Annotated in this window: 17 protein-coding genes; 8 read left to right on the top strand and 9 right to left on the bottom strand. The window is 63.2% G+C overall.

Going from position 1 to position 18,217, the window contains the following annotated elements; genetic code table 11:
• Positions 1-45: 45 nt before the first annotated feature.
• Together dapE and AYK65_RS02140 are read left to right on the top strand one after the other, a co-directional pair.
• A complete protein-coding gene (dapE, locus tag AYK65_RS02145) occupies positions 46-1,239 on the top strand; it encodes a succinyl-diaminopimelate desuccinylase (RefSeq protein WP_046120099.1) in 1,194 nt (397 codons plus the stop codon).
• The gene (locus tag AYK65_RS02140; RefSeq protein ID WP_081157864.1) at positions 1,226-1,822 is read left to right on the top strand and encodes a hypothetical protein; all 597 of its coding nucleotides are present in this window, start codon (positions 1,226-1,228) and stop codon (positions 1,820-1,822) included. Before dapE ends, AYK65_RS02140 begins: the two co-directional genes overlap by 14 nt.
• 67 nt (positions 1,823-1,889) lie before the next feature.
• Here AYK65_RS02140 and truA read toward each other — a convergent pair whose 3' ends face one another.
• From truA to def, 3 genes are all read right to left on the bottom strand, one after another.
• Positions 1,890-2,633: a tRNA pseudouridine(38-40) synthase TruA gene (gene truA / locus AYK65_RS02135; protein ID WP_081157863.1), complete on the bottom strand. Its 744-nt coding sequence runs from the start codon at positions 2,631-2,633 to the stop codon at positions 1,890-1,892.
• Entirely contained in the window at positions 2,633-3,568 is a 936-nt protein-coding gene (gene fmt, locus AYK65_RS02130; RefSeq protein WP_081157862.1) for a methionyl-tRNA formyltransferase, read from the bottom strand. Before fmt ends, truA begins: the two co-directional genes overlap by 1 nt.
• A gap of 64 nt (positions 3,569-3,632) precedes the next feature.
• Positions 3,633-4,157 carry a peptide deformylase gene (gene def, locus AYK65_RS02125; RefSeq protein WP_081157933.1) on the bottom strand — a complete coding sequence of 175 codons (525 nt, stop codon included), beginning with the start codon at positions 4,155-4,157 and terminating at the stop codon, positions 3,633-3,635.
• Positions 4,158-4,286: 129 nt separating this feature from the next.
• Here def and AYK65_RS02120 point away from each other — a divergent pair, with 129 nt between their 5' ends.
• The 3 genes from AYK65_RS02120 (at position 4,287) to AYK65_RS02110 (ending at position 9,244) form a co-directional block, all read left to right on the top strand.
• Positions 4,287-5,477, top strand: a complete 1,191-nt coding sequence (locus AYK65_RS02120; protein WP_081157932.1) for a DNA recombination protein RmuC — start codon at positions 4,287-4,289, stop codon at positions 5,475-5,477.
• 50 nt (positions 5,478-5,527) lie between these two features.
• On the top strand, positions 5,528-6,427 hold the full coding sequence (locus AYK65_RS02115) for a ribokinase (RefSeq protein WP_046119982.1): 900 nt from the start codon (positions 5,528-5,530) through the stop codon (positions 6,425-6,427).
• 441 nt (positions 6,428-6,868) lie between these two features.
• Entirely contained in the window at positions 6,869-9,244 is a 2,376-nt protein-coding gene (locus AYK65_RS02110; protein WP_046119983.1) for a methyl-accepting chemotaxis protein, read from the top strand.
• Between the two features lie 101 nt (positions 9,245-9,345).
• Here the strand turns inward: AYK65_RS02110 and AYK65_RS02105 are convergent, their stop codons facing one another.
• Positions 9,346-10,290: a nucleoside hydrolase gene (locus AYK65_RS02105; RefSeq protein WP_046119984.1), complete on the bottom strand. Its 945-nt coding sequence runs from the start codon at positions 10,288-10,290 to the stop codon at positions 9,346-9,348.
• Between the two features lie 208 nt (positions 10,291-10,498).
• Here AYK65_RS02105 and AYK65_RS02100 point away from each other — a divergent pair, with 208 nt between their 5' ends.
• Together AYK65_RS02100 and AYK65_RS02095 are read left to right on the top strand one after the other, a co-directional pair.
• Positions 10,499-10,927 carry an Hsp20 family protein gene (locus AYK65_RS02100; RefSeq protein ID WP_026613443.1) on the top strand — a complete coding sequence of 143 codons (429 nt, stop codon included), beginning with the start codon at positions 10,499-10,501 and terminating at the stop codon, positions 10,925-10,927.
• Positions 10,928-10,977: 50 nt separating this feature from the next.
• Positions 10,978-11,235: a BQ00720 family protein gene (locus AYK65_RS02095; RefSeq protein ID WP_026613444.1), complete on the top strand. Its 258-nt coding sequence runs from the start codon at positions 10,978-10,980 to the stop codon at positions 11,233-11,235.
• 130 nt (positions 11,236-11,365) lie between these two features.
• On the opposite strand, the gene trmB is transcribed toward AYK65_RS02095, so the two are convergent.
• From trmB to lnt, 4 genes are all read right to left on the bottom strand, one after another.
• A complete protein-coding gene (gene trmB, locus AYK65_RS02090; protein WP_081157861.1) occupies positions 11,366-12,064 on the bottom strand; it encodes a tRNA (guanine(46)-N(7))-methyltransferase TrmB in 699 nt (232 codons plus the stop codon).
• Between the two features lie 168 nt (positions 12,065-12,232).
• Positions 12,233-13,513: a methionine adenosyltransferase gene (metK, locus tag AYK65_RS02085; RefSeq protein WP_081157860.1), complete on the bottom strand. Its 1,281-nt coding sequence runs from the start codon at positions 13,511-13,513 to the stop codon at positions 12,233-12,235.
• 358 nt (positions 13,514-13,871) lie between these two features.
• Positions 13,872-14,285, bottom strand: coding sequence for a helix-turn-helix domain-containing protein (locus AYK65_RS02080; RefSeq protein ID WP_026613447.1), 414 nt, complete (start codon positions 14,283-14,285; stop codon positions 13,872-13,874).
• 137 nt (positions 14,286-14,422) lie between these two features.
• Positions 14,423-16,018, bottom strand: a complete 1,596-nt coding sequence (lnt, locus tag AYK65_RS02075) for an apolipoprotein N-acyltransferase (protein ID WP_046119987.1) — start codon at positions 16,016-16,018, stop codon at positions 14,423-14,425.
• Between the two features lie 414 nt (positions 16,019-16,432).
• Here lnt and AYK65_RS02070 point away from each other — a divergent pair, with 414 nt between their 5' ends.
• Entirely contained in the window at positions 16,433-17,011 is a 579-nt protein-coding gene (locus AYK65_RS02070; protein ID WP_026613449.1) for a LabA-like NYN domain-containing protein, read from the top strand.
• 68 nt (positions 17,012-17,079) lie between these two features.
• On the opposite strand, the gene AYK65_RS02065 is transcribed toward AYK65_RS02070, so the two are convergent.
• Positions 17,080-18,213 carry a hemolysin family protein gene (locus tag AYK65_RS02065; RefSeq protein ID WP_081157859.1) on the bottom strand — a complete coding sequence of 378 codons (1,134 nt, stop codon included), beginning with the start codon at positions 18,211-18,213 and terminating at the stop codon, positions 17,080-17,082.
• Positions 18,214-18,217: the final 4 nt, after the last annotated feature.

Below are 18,217 nucleotides of genomic sequence, written 5' to 3'. Positions count from 1 at the left end.
CAACTTCAGTTCCTTGGCCCACCGGCTTCGCAGGCATTCCGCTCGATGTTCCCGACCGATCCCGTTTCCAATCTCGCTGCCCTCATCCGCTGCCCGTCCGTCACCCCGGCCGAGGGTGGTGCGCTTTCGGCCCTGGAGGCCATGCTCGGGCCGCTCGGCTTCAAGGTCGACCGCGTGGTGGCGAAGGAGGCAGGGACACCCGACATCGAGAATCTCTATGCCCGGATCGGGACCGACGGTCCCCATCTGATGTTCGCCGGCCATACCGACGTCGTGCCGGTCGGCGACGAGGCTGCCTGGAGCCATCCCCCGTTTTCTGCGGCAATCGCCGACGGCGAAATGTACGGCCGTGGCGCCGTCGACATGAAGGGCGGCATCGCCTGCTTCGTCGCGGCCGTCGGCCGCCACATCGCAAAGCATGGCGCCCCGAAAGGGTCGATCTCCTTTCTCATCACCGGCGACGAGGAAGGCCCGGCGATCAACGGCACGGTGAAGCTCCTCGACTGGGCGGCGGAAAGCGGCGAGCGCTGGGACGCCTGTCTCGTCGGCGAGCCGACCAATCCGGAGAGTCTCGGCGACATGATCAAGATCGGCCGCCGCGGATCGCTCTCTGGCCGCATCACAGTGCACGGCGTCCAAGGCCATGCGGCCTATCCGCATCTCGCCGACAATCCGGTGCGCGGCATCCTGCAGCTTACGCGGGCGCTGATGGACCCGCCCTTCGACAACGGTACGGAGAATTTCCAGCCGTCGAACCTTGAGGTCACGACGATCGATGTCGGCAATGCCGCGGTCAACGTCATTCCAGCCAAGGCGAGCGCCGCTTTCAACATCCGCTTCAACGACCGCTGGACGGCCGAGAGCCTGATGGCCGAGATCGTAGCTCGCCTCGACCGCGCCGCGGCGGACGGGGCGCTCAGGCCCGGCCGTGCGCCGGTGAAATACGACATCGTCTGGAATGAGCGTCCGAGCCACGTCTTTCTGACGCGCAACAACGCCCTCATCGATTCTCTCTCCGGCGCGGTCGAAGCCGTGACGGGGCGCCGGCCGCAGCTTTCGACCACCGGCGGCACCTCGGACGCGCGCTTCATCAAGGACTATTGCCCGGTGGTCGAGTTCGGCCTGGTCGGAAAGACGATGCATATGGTCGACGAGCGCGTCGCGCTTGCCGATCTCGATACCCTGACCGGCATCTACGAAACCTTCATCGCCCGCTGGTTCGGCCATGTCACGGCTTGAGGAGGTCCTTGTCTATATCAAGGGACTATCGCTGTTGATCCAGGGCAACCGCGAAGGGTTTCGCTGGCTGGACATCAGCGAGGCCGGTCTCTGGCGCTCGTTCACGGCCATACTCTGGTCGCTGCCGGCGCTCGCCGTCGGCTGGGCGTCATGGCGGCTCTATTATCTTTCGGCGATGCCGAGCGGCACGACGGTCGGTCTCGGCTTCGTCGTCAAGCTTTTCGTCGTCGATCTCGCGGCCTGGCTGTTGCCGGTCGCGCTGACACTCATCCTCTCGCGCCCGCTCGACTTCACGGCCTTCGTGGTGCCGGTGATCGTCACCACCAATTGGCTCCAGGTGCCGCTGTCCTATGCCATGGCGGTGCCGGCGGCGATCCTGCTGCTGGTGCCCGGTGGCGAGGACGTCGCCGTCCTGCTGTCATTTCTTCTGCTCTTCGTTAATGTCGCCCTGCTCTTCCGCCTCTTGCGCACCGTAACCGCCAACCAGAACCTGCTCGCCGCGGCACTGGCTGCGCTCTTCCTGCTGTCCCCATTGATGATCGTGCAGTCTCTGCAGCGCCTCCTGGGAGTAATGCCGGGCTGAGCCTCTTTGTTTCGATGCATGCCGTTGTCCCAGAACCGCTACGCACTTCTGGGCGACATGCATGAGGTCAGTAGTCGACCTGCAGGAAATAGAGGCCCTCCGGCGGAGCGACGGGCCCGCAGGCCTTGCGGTCGCGCGCTTCGAGTGCGGCCTGAAGATCGTCCGGCGTCCATTTGCCCTCGCCGACGAGCTTCAGGGAGCCCGCGAAGGAGCGTATCTGGTTGTGCAGGAAGCTCTGCGCCGACGCGCGGATCTCGATCCGCTCACCGCTGCGCGTCACATCCAACCTATCGAGCGTGCGCACCGGGCTCGTGGCCTGGCAATGGGCCGAGCGGAATGTCGTAAAATCGTGATGACCGACAAGCCGCTGTGCCGCCTCGTGCATCGCCTCATGGTCCAGCGCCTTCGGCACCCACCAGGCGCGCTTTGCCTCCAGCGCCAGGGGCGAGCGCCGGGAAATGATGCGGTAGAGGTAATGCCGCCGGATCGCCGAAAAACGCGCGTCGAAATCCGCCGGCGCTTCCGCGGCCTCGAGAATCGAGACGCGCTCGCCGGCGAGCGTCAGATGCGCGTTCAACGCATTGCGCAGCGTATGCGTCTTCCACTCGCGCGTAAGGTCGAGATGCGCCACCTGCCCCACCGCGTGCACGCCGGAATCGGTGCGTCCGGCGCCGCGGATCGAGACCGTCTCGCCGGTCAGCGACAAGACCGCCTTCTCGATCGCGCCCTGAACGGAAGGACCGTTCTCCTGCCGCTGCCAGCCGACATAATCGGAGCCGTCATATTCCACGGTCAAGCGATAGCGCGGCATCAGGCGATCCTCGTGCCGGGGGCGACCGGCGTGCCGCGCAGGAAGTCGGTGGCCGCGAGCACCTTGCCGCCCGCCCTCTGGAGCCTTGTCGGCCGCACCGCGCCCTTGCCGCAGGCAATGGTCAAGGCATCGTCCAGAACCAGGCCGGCCGCACCGGTCCCTTCGACGCGCTCCGAGCCCAAGGCCTTGATGCGCTCCAGCCGCCCCGCGATTTCGAGCTCGAACCAGGCGCCCGGAAAAGGCGAGAGGCCGCGGATGTGGTTGTGCACTTCCTCAGCGACCCGTGTGAAATCGATCCGTGTCTCGTCCTTGCTGATCTTGGCGGCGTAGACAACGCCCTCGTCGGACTGCGGCGTCAGTGTCAGCTCGCCCGCCTCAAGCTTGGTCATCGCTTGCGTCATCAGTTCCGCCCCGACTTGCATCAGCCGGTCGTGCAATTCGCCTGCCGTCATCGTCTCGTCGATCGCAACGGTTCGCGCAAGCGCAACCGGGCCGGTATCGAGGCCCTTGTCCATCTTCATGATCATCATCCCGGTCTTGCGGTCGCCGGCCATGATGGCGCGCTGGATCGGCGCCGCACCGCGCCAACGCGGCAGGAGCGAGGCGTGGCCGTTATAGCAGCCGTGGCGCGTTCCCGAGAGGATCTCCTCCGGCAGGAGCAGGCCGTAGGCCACGACCACCGCCACATCGGCCTTAAAGTCGCGGAAGACCTGGCGATCCGCAGCGCCCTTGAAATTGACGGGTGTCAAAACCGGAACGCCGAGACGCTCGGCAGCCTCATGCACCGGCGACTTCTTGAGGTCGAGGCCGCGACGCCCGCCGGGACGCGGCGGTTGCGTGTAGACGGCGACGATCTCGTGACCCGCCCCGGCAAGTGCCAGAAGCGTCGGCACGGAAAATTCCGGCGTGCCCATGAAGATGATGCGAAGCGGCAAAGCGGCGGACTCCGTCTTTACTCAATTGCCCGCAAGCGGGCGGCGGCTCCAGCCCAAGCGCCGATCAGATCGCCTTGGCGCCGCGCGTCTTGGCCGCCTTGGTGAACTTGCGGATCACCATATCGCGCTTGAGCTTGGAGATATGGTCGATGAAGAGGACTCCATTCAGATGGTCGATCTCGTGCTGCAGGCAAGTGGCGAGCAGGCCGTCGGCCCCGATCGCCTGTTCCTTGCCCTCGCGATCGAGATATTCCACCGTGATCGCTGCCGGCCGCTCGACCTCGGCGTAGTAGTCCGGGATCGACAGGCAGCCCTCCTCGTAGACCGAGCGCTCCTCGGACGAGCGGACGATCTTCGGATTGATGAAGACGAGCGGCCTCTTCTCCTCGCCCTCCTTCGTCACATCCAGAACCAGGAGGCGCTTCGGCACGCCGATCTGGATCGCCGCCAAACCGATGCCCGGCGCGTCGTACATGGTTTCGAGCATATCGTCGGCAAGCCGGCGAATGTCGGCGTCGATGGTCTCCACCGGTGTCGACACCTGGCGCAGGACCGGATCGGGAAGGATGATGAGCGGCTTGATCGTCATGCTCGTCCCATAGCCGATCTTTCGGTTCGCGTGCAAGAAAATTGCCGACCGGTGGTGCTCAACCGGAACGGCTCATTTGTTCTTGTTTTGATCTGGTCTTCGGAGGCGAATCTGTTTAGGCTCATGGCCATGGAGCCCATAACCTTTTCCTTCGACGAGCCGCTGTTCCTCATCGGCACCCTGCCCGTCACGGCCGGCCATCTCGCCGCCGCGGCGCTGCTGATGGCGGTGCTCTCTGCCGTCCTCGCACGTCGCGCCCGTTCGCGTCGGGCGGTCGAGCAAGGTGAACAGATGTCGGCGCTGCTTGCCGCGCAGACGGAAATGCAGGGCCGCATCGCCGCCATGTCCGAGGTTTTCGGGGCGCGGCAGGCGGAACTCAACCAGGCGATCAGCCAGCGCATCGACGGCATGACGCACCGGATCGGCGCCTCGCTCAGTGAACAGACGAAGGCGACGCATGAGAATCTCAGGCGCCTGCAAGAGCGGCTCGCCGTGATCGACAACGCGCAAAGCAACATCCAGTCGCTCGCCAAGGACATGGCCGGGCTGCAGAACATCCTCGCCAACAAGCAGACGCGCGGCGCCTTCGGCCAGTCGCGGATGGAGGCGATCGTCGCCGACGGCCTGCCGATGGGCGCCTTCGCCTTTCAGGCGACACTCTCCAATGGCGCGCGGCCGGACTGCACGATCCGCATGCCGAACGGCCAGCCGCCACTGGTCATCGATGCGAAGTTTCCGCTCGAAGCTTGGAACGCGATGCGCGACGCCGAGAGTGCCGAGCGGAGGCAACAGGCCGCGCAAGCCTTTCGCCGCGACTTAGAAGTGCATATCCGCGATATCGCCAGCAAATACCTGCTGCCCGGCGAAACGCAGGACACGGCCTTCCTCTTCGTTCCCTCCGAATCGATCTTCGCCGAAATCCACGAGCATTTCGAAGCGATCGTACAGAAGGCACACCGCCAACGCATCGTCATCGTCTCGCCTTCGCTTCTGCTTCTGTCGATCCAGGTGATCCAGGCGATCCTGAAAGACGCCCGCATGCGCGAACAGGCCCATCTTATCCAAGGCGAGGTCGTGCGGCTGATGGAGGATCTTTCGCGGCTCGACGAACGCGTGCGCAAGCTCCAAGGCCATTTCGCCATGACCCAGAAGGACGTCGAGGAGATCCTGATCTCATCGGAGAAGCTTACCCGGCGCGGTGCCAAGATCGAGGCGCTCGAACTGCAGGGCGAAGCCGATCCCAGCCAGGGCGACAAGATCGGGCGCGCCAAGGACAGCCGCGTGGGCCAATTGAAGCTCATGGTGGTTGACGAGGACTGACGCCGTCGGGCACTCTCCGGCGAAATCACGAAGCCGACGGGACTTTCCACATGATCACTGTTTTTGGATCCATCAACATGGACCTGATCGCCACGACCGCACGCCTTCCGAAACCCGGTGAGACGGTCGCCGGGACGGGCTTTTCGACCGCAGCCGGAGGTAAGGGCGCCAACCAGGCGCTCGCCGCGCGCCGCGCCGGCGCTCAGGTAGGCATGGCGGGTGCGGTCGGATCCGACAGTTTCGCCGACGGCGCGCTCGCCCTGCTCAGGGAGGCGGGCGCCAATCTCAGCCTCACGAAGACCGTGGAGGAGCCGACCGGCACGGCGCATATCATCGTCGGTGGAGACGGCGAGAACGTCATCGTCGTCGTCGCCAGCGCCAACGGAACGGTCGGCGAGGAAGACGCCGTTTCGGCAGTCGCGGGAATGGCTCCCGGCGATACGCTGATGCTGCAGCTCGAAATCCCCGCCGCCTCGGTCGAGAAAGCGCTTTCCGAGGCCAAGCGGCAAGGCGTCCGCTCGATCATCAACATCGCACCGCTGACAGCGGATGCGGCAAGGCTCGGCCGCATGGCCGATATCGTCATTGCCAACGAGACCGAGTTCGAACTGCTTGCCGGCAAGAGCGGCATCGACGGGGCCGAGCGGGAAGCGGCGATGCGGCAGCTTCACGCCGAGACGGGCCAGACTGTCATCGTGACGCTTGGCGCCGAGGGCGTCGTCGCCGTTCACGAAGGCGAAGTCCATCGCGCCAGAGGGCTCAAGATCGAGCCCGTCGACACGGTGGGCGCAGGCGACACCTTCTGCGGTTATCTCGCGGCGAGCCTCGACGCCGGCCTCGCCTTCCCCGATGCGCTCAGGCGCGCCGCGGTCGCCGGGTCGCTCGCCTGCCTCAAGCCCGGCGCGCAGCCGGCGATCCCCACTGCCGCGGAAGTCGCCGCCCGGCTTTAGATCATGCGTCCTGAAGCGCGGTGCATTCAACCGAACTCGATGCGCCGCGTTTTAGGTCTTCGTTGCTGTGCAATGTCGCTCGTTCAAAGCCGCTGCACACTTGGCGACCGGCATTGAAGGGTCGGGGCGGTTGCGGGCGGAAACCGCTTGTTACTCCCGCTCTGACATCCCATTTCCGCGCTTTTCGCAATCTGAACAGTATAGGTCGCGGTAACGACGCTTGCGGTGTGAATTTTACTTGGGCGGCGCATGAATCGGCTTACGTGTTGGCCGTATTTTAATCTTTGATCGTCTAATCAGTTGGACGAGAAGTCCGATTACTTCGGGCCACCTCCTTCGTGCCGGTCGGCATCTGGGCTCCATGACGGGGCTTTCACCCAAACATCGGAATGCGTGACGTCGCAGGTGACACCTGCGGACCTCCAAATACGTGAGGATTTCATGTTCAAGTTCCAAGCCAAATCGCTGGCGACCAAGCTGATTGCGGTGACGGGCGGCACGATCGCCCTCGTGCTGCTCGCATCGAATTTCGTTCTCATCTCCCAGACTCAGGATCGCGTCGAGACGTTGGTCTTCGACGGCGCGCAGACGGAGGCACGCGCCATCGCTTCCGACATCGCCGGAAGCGTGGGCGAGCTGGCCGCCGCTGCTCGCACCATGTCGGGCGTGCTGGGACGCGGTCACGCCGGGCAGTCCACCGACCGGGCCGGCGCCATCAACCTCTTGAAGGCCAATCTCGACCAGCACGACTTCGCCTTCGGAAGCTGGTTCGCCGAGGAATCGAAAGCCTTCGACGGGAAGGACGTCGTCAACAATACGGAACTTGGCGGTAATGCGGAGGGCGTCTTCACGCCCTACTGGTCGAAGGATCGCAACGGCAAGGCGCAGCTCTCGACATTCAAGGCCGACTATGCGGCCGAATGGTATGCTCTCGCGGCCAAGAGCGGCAAGGGCGCCATCACCCAGCCTTACCTGGCCGAGGGGACCGACGTTCCGACAACGATGACCTCGATCGCCTATCCGGTGATGTCGAACGGCAAGATGATCGGCGTCTCGGGCGCCGACATCTCGCTTGCCTCGCTCGCCGATCGGCTCGGCAAGCTCAAGCCTTTCGGGACGGGGCGCGTCTACCTGCTTTCGCAGGGCGGCAAATGGCTCGCCGCGCCGATCCCCGAGCTTCTGATGAAGGATTACGACGGCGAAGGTGCCGACACCGTGAAGAACGCCCTCACCACGGGTGCGTCCGGCATGGTCAAGAACCTGACCTATGACAGAAACGAGCCTTTCGACCGCCTCGTCTATCCTTTCAAGCTGCCCAATGTGAATGCTAGCTGGGTCGTGCTGGTCGACGTTCCGCGCACTGCCATCAACGCGCCGGTCCGCGATCAAACCTACATGATGATCGTCGGCGGTCTGGTGGTACTCGGTGCGGTGCTCGCCGGCCTCTACTTCGCCGTACGCCGGTTCGTGCAGAAGCCGCTTGCCGGTCTTGTTCGCGATGTCGAGACGCTCAGCAACGGCGAATACACGCTGCCGATCTCCGGCCAGGACCGTGCCGACGAAACCGGCGCCGTCGCCAAGGCACTCGAAGGCTTCCGCCACCAGCTCGCCGACAACCGGCGCCTGGAAAGCGAGGCCCGCCATGAGCGCGAGCAGGCGGAACGCGAGCGCAGCCGGTCGGAAAACGAACGCGCCGAAAGCAATGCGCTCCAGCGCGACATCGTCGCGCGCCTCGGCAAGGGGTTGTCGCATCTTGCTTCCGGCGATCTCGCCTTCCGGATCACCGACGACTTTCCGGGCGAATATGCGCAGTTGAAGCGCGACTTCAACGCGACGATGGAGAGCCTCGAAGAAACGATCCGCACCGTGAACCACTCGGTCGTGAATATCGGCAGCGGCACCGGCGAGATCTCGAGCGCCGCCAACGATCTGTCGCACCGGACGGAACAGCAGGCCGCAAGCCTCGAAGAAACCGCCGCCGCACTCGACCAGTTGACCTCGCAGGTGAACGCCAGCGCCGAAAACGCCAAGGTCGCAGCGAAATCGGTCGAGGTCGCAAGCAACGATGCCGAACAATCCGGCGAAGTCGTCCAGAAGGCGATCGCTGCCATGCGGGGCATCGAGCAATCGTCGCATGAGGTCAGCCGCATCATCGGCGTCATCGACGAGATCGCCTTCCAGACCAATCTGTTGGCGCTCAATGCGGGGGTCGAGGCAGCGCGCGCCGGCGATGCCGGCAAGGGCTTCGCGGTCGTCGCACAGGAAGTCCGCGAACTCGCGCAGCGCTCGGCCAATGCCGCCAAGGAGATCAAGACGCTGATCAACACCTCGGCCGGCCAGGTACGCGAAGGCGTCGATCTCGTCGGCAAGGCGGGCGGCGCGCTCGAGAAGATCGCCGAGCAGGTGGTTGAGATCAACGGCCTCATCCGCCAGATCTCCAGCTCCGCATCGGAACAGGCCGTCGGTCTCAAGGAGATCAACTCGGCGGTCAACCAGATGGACCAGGTGACGCAGCAGAACGCCGCCATGGTGGAGGAAACGACGGCGGCGAGCATGGCGCTGAACGACGAGGCACGGGCGCTGAGTGCGCTCGTCTCCCGCTTCCGCGTCGCCGCGCAGGCGCCTGCCCAGTCCTCGGCCGAGATGCTGCGTGGCGCCGCCGACCGGATGCGGGCCGCGGAAAGCCCTGCCCCTCGCCCGGCAGCGACGGCAAAGGCGGCGCCGCGCAGCGGCGCCTATTCGGCTCCGACGCAGCGCGTACTCGCCAAGACGTCCGGCGCCAATGCGTTGGCCGAGGATAATTGGGAAGAGTTCTGACCCGGCGACATGGCGAAACGCGAAACGGCGCCCGATGCGGCGCCGTTTTGGTTTTGACGGCTTGGACCCGGATCGATCCGGATCGGGAGATTGCAATCAGCTTAAATGCGCGCCAGCCGGTCGGTCAGGAGATCGAAGAAGCCCTCGTCGTCGATGTGCCGCATGACCTTGGCATTGTGCTTGCGTCCGGTCACCTGCCACCAGTCGACCACCGTCATGCCCGCGGTCAGGGCGGAAGCCGTTTCGATCTCGACATTGCAGTCGCGGCCGGTGAAGAGTTCCGGTCGCAACAGATAGGCGATCACCGTCGGATCGTGCAGCGGGCCGCCGTCGGTACCGTATTTTTCGATGTCGAATCGCTCGAAGAATTCCAGCATCTCCGCAAGCGCAACAGCCGCCGGACTACCGATGGCGCGGATCTTCTCGACGCGGGCCTTGCGTGTAAGAACGCGGTGCGTCACGTCGAGCGGCATCATCACGATCGGAATTCCGGAGCGGAAGACGATCTCGGCGGCCTCCGGATCGACATAGATGTTGAATTCCGCCGCGGGCGTAATATTGCCGCCCTCGAAGAAGCCGCCGCCCATCAGTACGAGCTCGCGTACCGCCGGTGCGATCTCGGGCGCCTTGGTGAGGGCCAGCGCGATATTCGTCAAGGGGCCCAGCGTGCAAAGCGTGACCGCGCCTGGCGCCTCGGTGCGCAAAGTCTCGACGATGAAATCGACGGCGTGCTGCTCCTGGAGCGGCATCGTCGGCTCGGAGAGTTCGGGGCCATCGAGCCCCGTCTTGCCGTGTACGTGCTCGGCGGTAATCAGCGGGCGGGCGACCGGCCGCTCGGCGCCGGCAAAGACCTTCACGTCGGTCCTGTTGCAAAGCTCGCAGACGATCCGCGCGTTGCGCGCCGTCAGCGTGAGCGGGACATTGCCGGCGACGGTGGTGATGCCGAGGACCTCGATCTCCTCCGGGCTGCCGAAGGCCAGCATGATCGCCGCTGCATCGTCCTGCCCCGGGTCGGTGTCGATGATGATCTTTCTCGCGCTTGACACTTTACGTCTCCTGCCGGACCACGGCCGCTCGCCGGATCGAAATCACGTGGTCGCCCTTCACGGGCCGAATATCCGAGAAGCGACTATGATTTGCGTGGGCTGCGGAGGCAAGCGGCTTGCACTCGTTGCACACAGCTACCATATTGCTGCCAGGATGCTGCATGGCAGGTCCGACAAGATGGTCGCTTGAGCTGCAAGGACTTTGGGAATGAGCAGAATAACGCCATTTACGAGCCCGCTTCTCGTGGGTTTCGACAGTATGGAGAAGACCCTTGAGCGCATCGCCAAGGGCAATGATGGCTATCCACCCTACAATATCGAGCGCATTCGCGGCGACGCTTCCGGCGCGCCGGAACGCCTGCGGATAACGCTCGCGGTCGCCGGCTTCTCCGAGGAAGACCTCGACGTGACGACCGAGGAAAATCAGCTTGTCATTCGCGGCCGTCAGGTCGACACCGGCGAGCGGGAATATCTGCATCGTGGCATCGCCGCTCGGCAGTTCCAGCGCACCTTCGTGCTTGCCGACGGCATGCAGGTTCTCGGCGCGGAGCTGCGCAACGGGCTCCTTTCGGTCGATCTCGTGCGCCCGGAGCCGGTCCGCATGGTAAAGAAAATTAACATTTCGGTCCCAGAATAGGATAACCGGCGGGATTTTTCCTTGAAAGCCGGCGACCACGGAGCATCACCATGGGACTGAAAACCATCAACACATCGCTGTCGAAAAGCGACCTTGCGCATCTTGGCGCAGGCGAAGTCGGCTATATCCGCAAGATGCGTTCGGAGGAGGTCTCCCGCTGCTTTCCCGAGGCGCCCGAAATGGGTCCCGGAATCGACCTGTGGGCCCTATTCGGCGCCGACGGCACTCCGATTCTCCTGACGGATAACCGTTCCAGCACCTTCTTCAAGGCGGCCGAGGACGACCTGCGCACCGTCAGCCTGCATTGATCGGCTGGCGCGTATTAACTTGAATTTGGCCCCTCGTCCGCCCTACCGGCCACCCTCTCTCCCTCTCCGCGTGCGGGGAGAGGGTTAGTCCTCGGGTTAAACCCGAGGAGAGGGACAAATCCAAAGCATTCTAAGCGCGGCGGAAGGTGAGATAGGCCGAGCTTCGCCCTTCCCGGCGGGCCTTGGCCTCATAGCGCGTGCTCGGCCAGCCGGCAAAGGGCGTCAGCCAGTCGGCCGCCTTTTCCGCCGTCCATTCGAATGCGGCGTGGTCACGGCAATGGATGAGCGTCCAATTGACATAGCTGTCGATATCGGATGCGAAACAGAAGAGGCCGCCCGGCTTCAGAATGCGCGCGAAGCGGTCGAGATTGACCTTGGAGACGAAGCGCCGTTTCCAGTGCTTCCGTTTCGGCCAGGGATCGGGATAGAGCAGGTCGATCTGATCGACCGAGGCTGCGGGCAGCCAGTCGAGCACCTGGGTCGCATCGTCGTCGTAGAGGCGGACGTTCCTGATCCCCTTCGCCTCGATCTGACCGAGCAGCTTCGCCATCGAATTGACGAAGGGCTCCACGCCGATGAACCCGGTCGAAGAATCCTCCGCGGCACGGTGGATGAGGTGCTCGCCGCCGCCGAAGCCGATCTCCAGGCGGATTCGCTTGACGGGTTCGGGAAAAAGCGACGCCAGATGTTGCGGCGCAGCCTCAGTCAGATCGAGCTTCAGAGCAGGCAGCAGGTTTTCTAGGTGCGCGGCCTGGCGCTCCCGCAGGGGCTTGCCTTTGCGGCGGCCGAAGAAAGCCTCCGTTGCTCTTGCACGGCGCGGTTCGGTCATATCGTCCTTCCTGGATCACAATGATTTCGCGTCGGACCGGCCCGAAATCACAATGAACGAGGCGGACGCCCCTCACCGGAGCGCCCGCCCTGATTTTTTGCAGCGCCTGATAGCAGGCCGCTGCGCTATCTTCAATGCGCGGCTTCTCCGAAGCCGCATCAGCGGCGCTTACGCCGCGCGGCTGGCCGCCCTTCCGTTGACGGCCGTGGTGTCGTGCTCGATCGCTTCCTTGAGCGGCTTGACGAGGTCGAGCTTCTCCCAGGAGAAGGAACCATCGCGACCGGCCTTGCGGCCGAAGTGGCCATAGGCAGACGTCTTGGCATAGATGGGCCGGTTGAGGTCGAGATGGCGGCGGATGCCGGTCGGCGAGAGGTCCATCGTCTTGCGGATGGCCTTTTCGACCTGATCTTCCGAGACTTTGCCGGTGCCGTGCAGGTCGACATAGATCGACAGCGGCTGGGCAACGCCGATAGCGTAGGAAAGCTGGATCGTGCAGCGATCGGCGAGGCCGGCGGCAACGACATTCTTGGCGAGGTAACGGGCGGCATAGGCGGCCGAACGGTCGACCTTGGTCGTGTCCTTGCCCGAGAAGGCACCGCCGCCATGCGGCGCGGCACCGCCATAGGTGTCGACGATGATCTTGCGGCCGGTGAGGCCGGCATCGCCGTCCGGTCCACCGATGACGAACTTGCCGGTCGGGTTGATGTACCAGGTGCAGTCGTCGGCGATCTTCAGATCGGCCAGCGCCTCACGAATATAGGGTTCGACCACGGAGCGTACCTTGGCGGAATCCCAGCTGTCGTCGAGATGCTGCGTGGAAAGAACGATCGAGGTGGCCTCGGCCGGCTTGCCGTCGACATAGCGTACCGTCACCTGGCTCTTGGCATCCGGGCCGAGCTTGGCGACCTCGCCTTCGCCCTTCTTGCGGGCGGCGGCAAGCAGATTCAGGATGCGGTGCGAATAATAGATCGGCGCCGGCATGAGCTCGGCGGTCTCGCGGCAGGCATAGCCGAACATGATGCCCTGGTCGCCGGCACCTTCCTCGCCCTGCTTGTCGGCGGCACTGTCGACGCCCTGCGCGATGTGCGCGGACTGGAAGTGCAACAGCACGTCGATCTTCGCCGTCTTCCAGTGGAAGCCATCCTGTTCGTAGCCGATGTCGCGGATCGCCTTGCGGGCAGCCGACTTGAACTTCGACGGATTGATGACGTCGTTGCCGTTCTTGTCCTTCTTCAGGAGGCTCGGCGGCAGGCGGACCTCGCCGGCAATGACAACGCGATTGGTCGTAGCCAAGGTTTCACAGGCGATGCGCACGCTCCACGGGTCGACGCCGGACTTCGCCGCTTCGCGGTAAACCAGATCGACAATCTCGTCGGAGATACGGTCACACACCTTGTCCGGATGACCTTCGGCAACGGATTCACTTGTGAACAGGTAGTTTGCGCGCATGCGGGAAGTCCCCTCAATGAAAAAGCGGTGCGAACGTGTTAGTGGTTTTGCCGGCGAAAAACAAGCACACAACGACATAAATATATCTTTATATCGACATTGCTGCCACGCCCGACCTTGGCGAAATTGCCTCGTTTCGTGGAAAAATTTTCGCGTCGAGGGGCGGCTACAGTGCCGCGCATCTTATCGGACGCGCAAATGTCGCTGTGGCACTTTGAATTGCCGCATGTCTTTGTCCTTAAAGCGAGGTCGATTTAAGGAGACATGCATTCGGGGTTGCAGCGCGCAAATCGACCGCTGCCCGAAATACGAAAAAAGCGGCCGACGGCCGCTTTTTCGACACGGGGAGTGTTCCCGCTTATTCCGCCTCCGCCTCGGCAGCAAGCGCCTTGACGAGGTCCACCAGCTTGCGCCGGACCTTCGGGTCGGCGATCTTGACGAAAGCGCGGTTGAGTTGCAGCCCTTCCGACGACGACAGGAAATCGACCACGTAGTTGGAGCTCGATGCCTCGGCCATGCCGGTGCCGGCGCCCTCGCCCGGCGCGTCTTCGAAGAAGAACGACACCGGCACATTGAGAATCTGCGCAATGTTCTGCAACCGGCTCGCGCCGACGCGATTCGTTCCCTTTTCGTACTTCTGAATCTGCTGGAATGTGATCCCCAGACTCTCGCCGAGCTTCTCCTGGCTCATGCCAAGCATCGTCCGACGAAGGCGAATCCTGCTACCGACATGGATGTCGATCGGGTTCGGCTTCTTCTTGTTTTCAATCATATTCGCCTTCCTAAACTCGCTGTTCCGGTTGCCGACAACCTGGCATTGCTGCTCTTCGCGTAATGGCAACCTGTCACTCGCTCGCGGCAGGTGAAAGTTGCCGGCAAATACCACTATGCAATTTTAGGGGTTTTACGTCAATTCTTCCTAATATTAAAACCTAAGCGAGAGATTGCCGCAACCAAAAGGAGAAAACTCGCCGTCAACCAGAAGATTTTGCTTCTCATGGCGGCGTCCGTGACGCTAGGCATTTTTCCCGGCAGAATTGTGTCTACAACTCCCTTGTAATTGTACCCCAATCCTACCACTAAAACACCGCGTGCATCAACAATTGCTGATATACCGGTATTGGCAGCGCGAATCATCGGCGTCCCGGTTTCGACTGCGCGAAGCTGGGCCTGACGAAAATGTTGCCGCGGACCGGGCGTGTCGCCGAACCAGGCATCGTTGGTGATGTTCAAGAGCGCGTCGGCCAGGCGGGCGTTACCGTCGACCTCATCGGCGAAGATCGCCTCGTAGCAGATCAGCGGATACACCGTTCTTCCGCCCGGTAAGGTCAGCAGCGGACGGATCTTGGCCGCCGAGAAGCCGCCCGGCATGGAAGCGGCGACGGAACTCAGGCCCCAGGAGGAGAGCAGGTCCTCGAACGGTAGGTATTCGCCGAACGGCACCAGATGTATCTTGTCGGCCGCCCCGACGATTTGTCCGCGGTCATCGATGACGTAGATCGAATTGTAGTAGCGCGGCGGCAGGCCGGCGCCGGCGTCCTCGGCCCTGACCGCGCCGGCGACGAGAATCTGCCCCTCCTCGAGCACTTCGGCGATCCGCGCCAGTGCATCGGGGTTGTCGGTGAGGATGAAGGGGATCGACGTTTCCGGCCAGACGACGATATCCGGCCGCTTGCCACGCTCCTCCGCCGGAGCGGCGGTCAGGGAGAGATGATTCTCGAAGATCGACGAGCGCTCGCGATCGTCCATTTTCTTGGCCTGGTCGATCACCGGCTGGACGAGGCGGACGGTCATCTGCGGCGCGGGTGGCTGCGGCGCCGGCTGGCCGAGCCGGTAGAAGCCGAAGGCGACATGCGTCGCGAAGAGCGCCACGGCGATGGCGAGGCCGGGGCGCGCGCCCTTGCCCGTCCAGATGAGTGCGGGCGCGGCAAAGACGAAGACGGCGAGCATGTTGATCGTCGCGAGATTGACGACGCTCGCCGATTGCATCATCAGCGGCATCGGCATGGCCGCATAGCCTATGGCGTTCCAGGGAAAGCCGGTGAACAGGAACCCGCGCAGCCATTCCGCAAGCCCGAATCCGAGGGCAAGAGCGGCGATCCGGCCCATGCCGTCGGACCAAAGACAGCGGGCGATGACAACCGCCACGGCATAGAATAGCGCGAGCAGGGCGGGAAGGCCGACGACCGTCAATGGCAAGGCCCAGGCGAAGGCATCCGCCTCGACAAGCAGCGCATTGCCGAGCCACCAGAGCCCGCCAAGGAAATATCCGAAACCGAAAGACCAGCCGATCGACGCGGCCGGCAGAAGCCGCTTCAACAGGCCGTCGTTCGGATTGGTCGCGATCCCGTCTATCAGCCAGACCAATATCGGAAAGGAAACGAAGGCCGCCGCGAAAATGCCAAAGGGCGGCTGCGTAAGCACCGCCACGAGCCCGGCCGCGAAGCCGACGAGTGCCCGGGACACTCCGGAAAGAAGTATGATCCTGCCTGCCAGTCTCTCCATAGAGCCTCCAGTCGGCGCGGGCCTTCGACAGCCTGCGCGGGAAGAAAACCGAATCAGTCGGCGGCAGTCTTCCAAAAAAGTGGCGGCTTGTCCCGCCGCCGCGTAACCCCTCCTTTCAGAGGGTTGACAAGCTCGGGGCTCAGTTGAGAATTGTCTACTGTATGTTTCCTTAAATCCTAGCCGATTTAAGGATAAAAACATGCAGCGATTCAAAGTGCTACAGCGACCTTTGGGCGTCTGATGAGACGCGCGCGGCGCTGTAATGCATATTAACCACAGTTGCTAAATTGATGACCGAGCCGCTCCCAGTCACCCTATCTTGGCGTACGATGGAGGAAGCGGGTTCACCTCCGCCGCCTCCTGAGTGAGGAACCCCCGTAAAGATAGTCCGGACCCGTGAATGAGGAGGCCTCATTGTTCGATCCCCGCGAGAAGATCGCGCTTTTCATCGATGGCGCCAATCTCTACGCCACATCCAAGAGCTTGGGCTTCGACATCGACTACCGCAAATTGCTCGCCGCGTTCCAGAAACGGGCGTACCTCCTGCGAGCCTACTATTACACCGCGCTTATCGAAGACTTGGAGTTTTCCTCGATCCGCCCCTTGATCGACTGGCTGGACTATAACGGCTACACGGTCGTGACAAAGCCTGCCAAGGAATACACGGATGCCCAAGGTCGCCGCAAGATCAAGGGCAATATGGACATAGAACTCGCCATTGATGCAATGCAACAGGCCGAAGTGCTCGATCATTTGGTGATCTTCTCCGGCGACGGCGATTACACTACCCTGGTGGAGGCGCTGCAACGAAAAGGCCGCAAGGTTTCCGTTGTCTCGACAATGTCGACGCAGCCGCCGATGATTGCCGACGAACTACGCCGGCAGGCCGACTGTTTCATCGACCTGATCAGCCTGCGTAAGGAGATCGACCGCCATCCGCCGGATTCAGCGACACGCCCGGTGGCCCCGGCCAATGTGGACGTAAACTCATAAATTGGATTGGAAAGGATGCGTGCGATTCTTCGCCCGCATCCAGCTTAACCTTAGAAAGACAAAGCTGTTCATTCAGCCGAGGGCGGGGCCGGGAGCGCAGGAAGCTCGCCTGCCGGCGGCAACATTTCCTTTTCCTTCGGCGGGCGGCGTCGTGCAGGCGGACGTTTGCGCATGATCCGCACGCGTTTGACGCGGCGCGGATCGGCATCGAGAATTTGGAACTCGAAACCGGGGATCGCCTGAACCACTTCGCCGCGCACCGGAATCCGGCCGAGCGAGGCGAAGACGAGCCCGCCGAGCGTATCGACATCCTCCAGTTGCTCGCGCACGTCGAAATCCGGACCGATCGCGCTGGCGATCTCCTCGAGTTCCACGCGGGCATCGGCGACAAAGATGTCGTCTGACGTACGGGCGAACATCACTTCCTCGTCGTCATGCTCGTCCTCGATGTCGCCGACGACCATCTCGACGATATCCTCGAGCGATACGAGGCCGTCCGTGCCCCCATATTCATCGATGACGAGGGCCATCTGAATGCGCGCCGCCTGCATCCGCTGCATGAGATCGGAAGCTAGCATCGACGGCGGCACGAACAGGAGCTGACGGATGATGCCGGCCTCCTCCAGTGTTTTGTCGAGATCGACGCGGGAAAGATCGAAGCCCGGCTTCTGCTGGCGGGGCGCCTTCTCGCCGTTCGTCGCCGTGTGGGCCCTGCCGTTACGGCGGCGGTTGCGTGCCTGCTTGGTCACATAGGCGAGCAGGTCGCGGATATGCACCATGCCGCGCGGGTCGTCGAGGCCCTCGCTATAGACCGGCATGCGCGAGCGTCCCGATTCCTCGAAGAGGACCATGAGTTCGCCGATGGTGATGCTCTGGTCCACGGCCTCGATGTCGGCGCGCGGCACCATCACGTCCTCGACGCGGACCTCGCGGAAGCGGAGAATATTATTGAGCATCGCCCGTTCCTCGGGCGAGAAGGCCGCATTGCTGTCGGCATCCGCCGTCAGCGCGTCGGCAAGGTCCTCGCGCAGGCTCGACGGGCTGACGCCACGCAACAGGCGTGCGGCACGGCTCCAAAAGGATGAGGTGGATTTGCTGCCCTCTGTTCGGGCGGCGGTACTACTACTGCCCGCCTCGGCCTCGCCGGAAGCCTCGGCCTCCTCGGTCGCGGCCACGGCCGGCTGTGTCTTGAAGTCGCTCATCGTT

The organism is Ensifer aridi (assembly GCF_002078505.1).
Classification (GTDB): Bacteria; Pseudomonadota; Alphaproteobacteria; order Rhizobiales; family Rhizobiaceae; genus Sinorhizobium; species Sinorhizobium aridi.
Note: the sequence above shows the minus strand (reverse complement) of the source record. Positions and strands in the feature narration are given on the sequence as shown.

Coding starts and splice junctions, on each gene's coding strand:
- dapE (WP_046120099.1), top strand. CDS start 46: ATGTTCCCGACCGATCCCGTTTCCAATCTCGCTGCCCTCATCCGCTGC.
- AYK65_RS02140 (WP_081157864.1), top strand. CDS start 1,226: ATGTCACGGCTTGAGGAGGTCCTTGTCTATATCAAGGGACTATCGCTG.
- truA (WP_081157863.1), bottom strand. CDS start 2,633: ATGCCGCGCTATCGCTTGACCGTGGAATATGACGGCTCCGATTATGTC.
- def (WP_081157933.1), bottom strand. CDS start 4,157: ATGACGATCAAGCCGCTCATCATCCTTCCCGATCCGGTCCTGCGCCAG.
- AYK65_RS02120 (WP_081157932.1), top strand. CDS start 4,287: ATGGAGCCCATAACCTTTTCCTTCGACGAGCCGCTGTTCCTCATCGGC.
- AYK65_RS02115 (WP_046119982.1), top strand. CDS start 5,528: ATGATCACTGTTTTTGGATCCATCAACATGGACCTGATCGCCACGACC.
- AYK65_RS02110 (WP_046119983.1), top strand. CDS start 6,869: ATGTTCAAGTTCCAAGCCAAATCGCTGGCGACCAAGCTGATTGCGGTG.
- AYK65_RS02100 (WP_026613443.1), top strand. CDS start 10,499: ATGAGCAGAATAACGCCATTTACGAGCCCGCTTCTCGTGGGTTTCGAC.
- AYK65_RS02095 (WP_026613444.1), top strand. CDS start 10,978: ATGGGACTGAAAACCATCAACACATCGCTGTCGAAAAGCGACCTTGCG.
- trmB (WP_081157861.1), bottom strand. CDS start 12,064: ATGACCGAACCGCGCCGTGCAAGAGCAACGGAGGCTTTCTTCGGCCGC.
- metK (WP_081157860.1), bottom strand. CDS start 13,513: ATGCGCGCAAACTACCTGTTCACAAGTGAATCCGTTGCCGAAGGTCAT.
- AYK65_RS02080 (WP_026613447.1), bottom strand. CDS start 14,285: ATGATTGAAAACAAGAAGAAGCCGAACCCGATCGACATCCATGTCGGT.
- lnt (WP_046119987.1), bottom strand. CDS start 16,018: ATGGAGAGACTGGCAGGCAGGATCATACTTCTTTCCGGAGTGTCCCGG.
- AYK65_RS02065 (WP_081157859.1), bottom strand. CDS start 18,213: ATGAGCGACTTCAAGACACAGCCGGCCGTGGCCGCGACCGAGGAGGCC.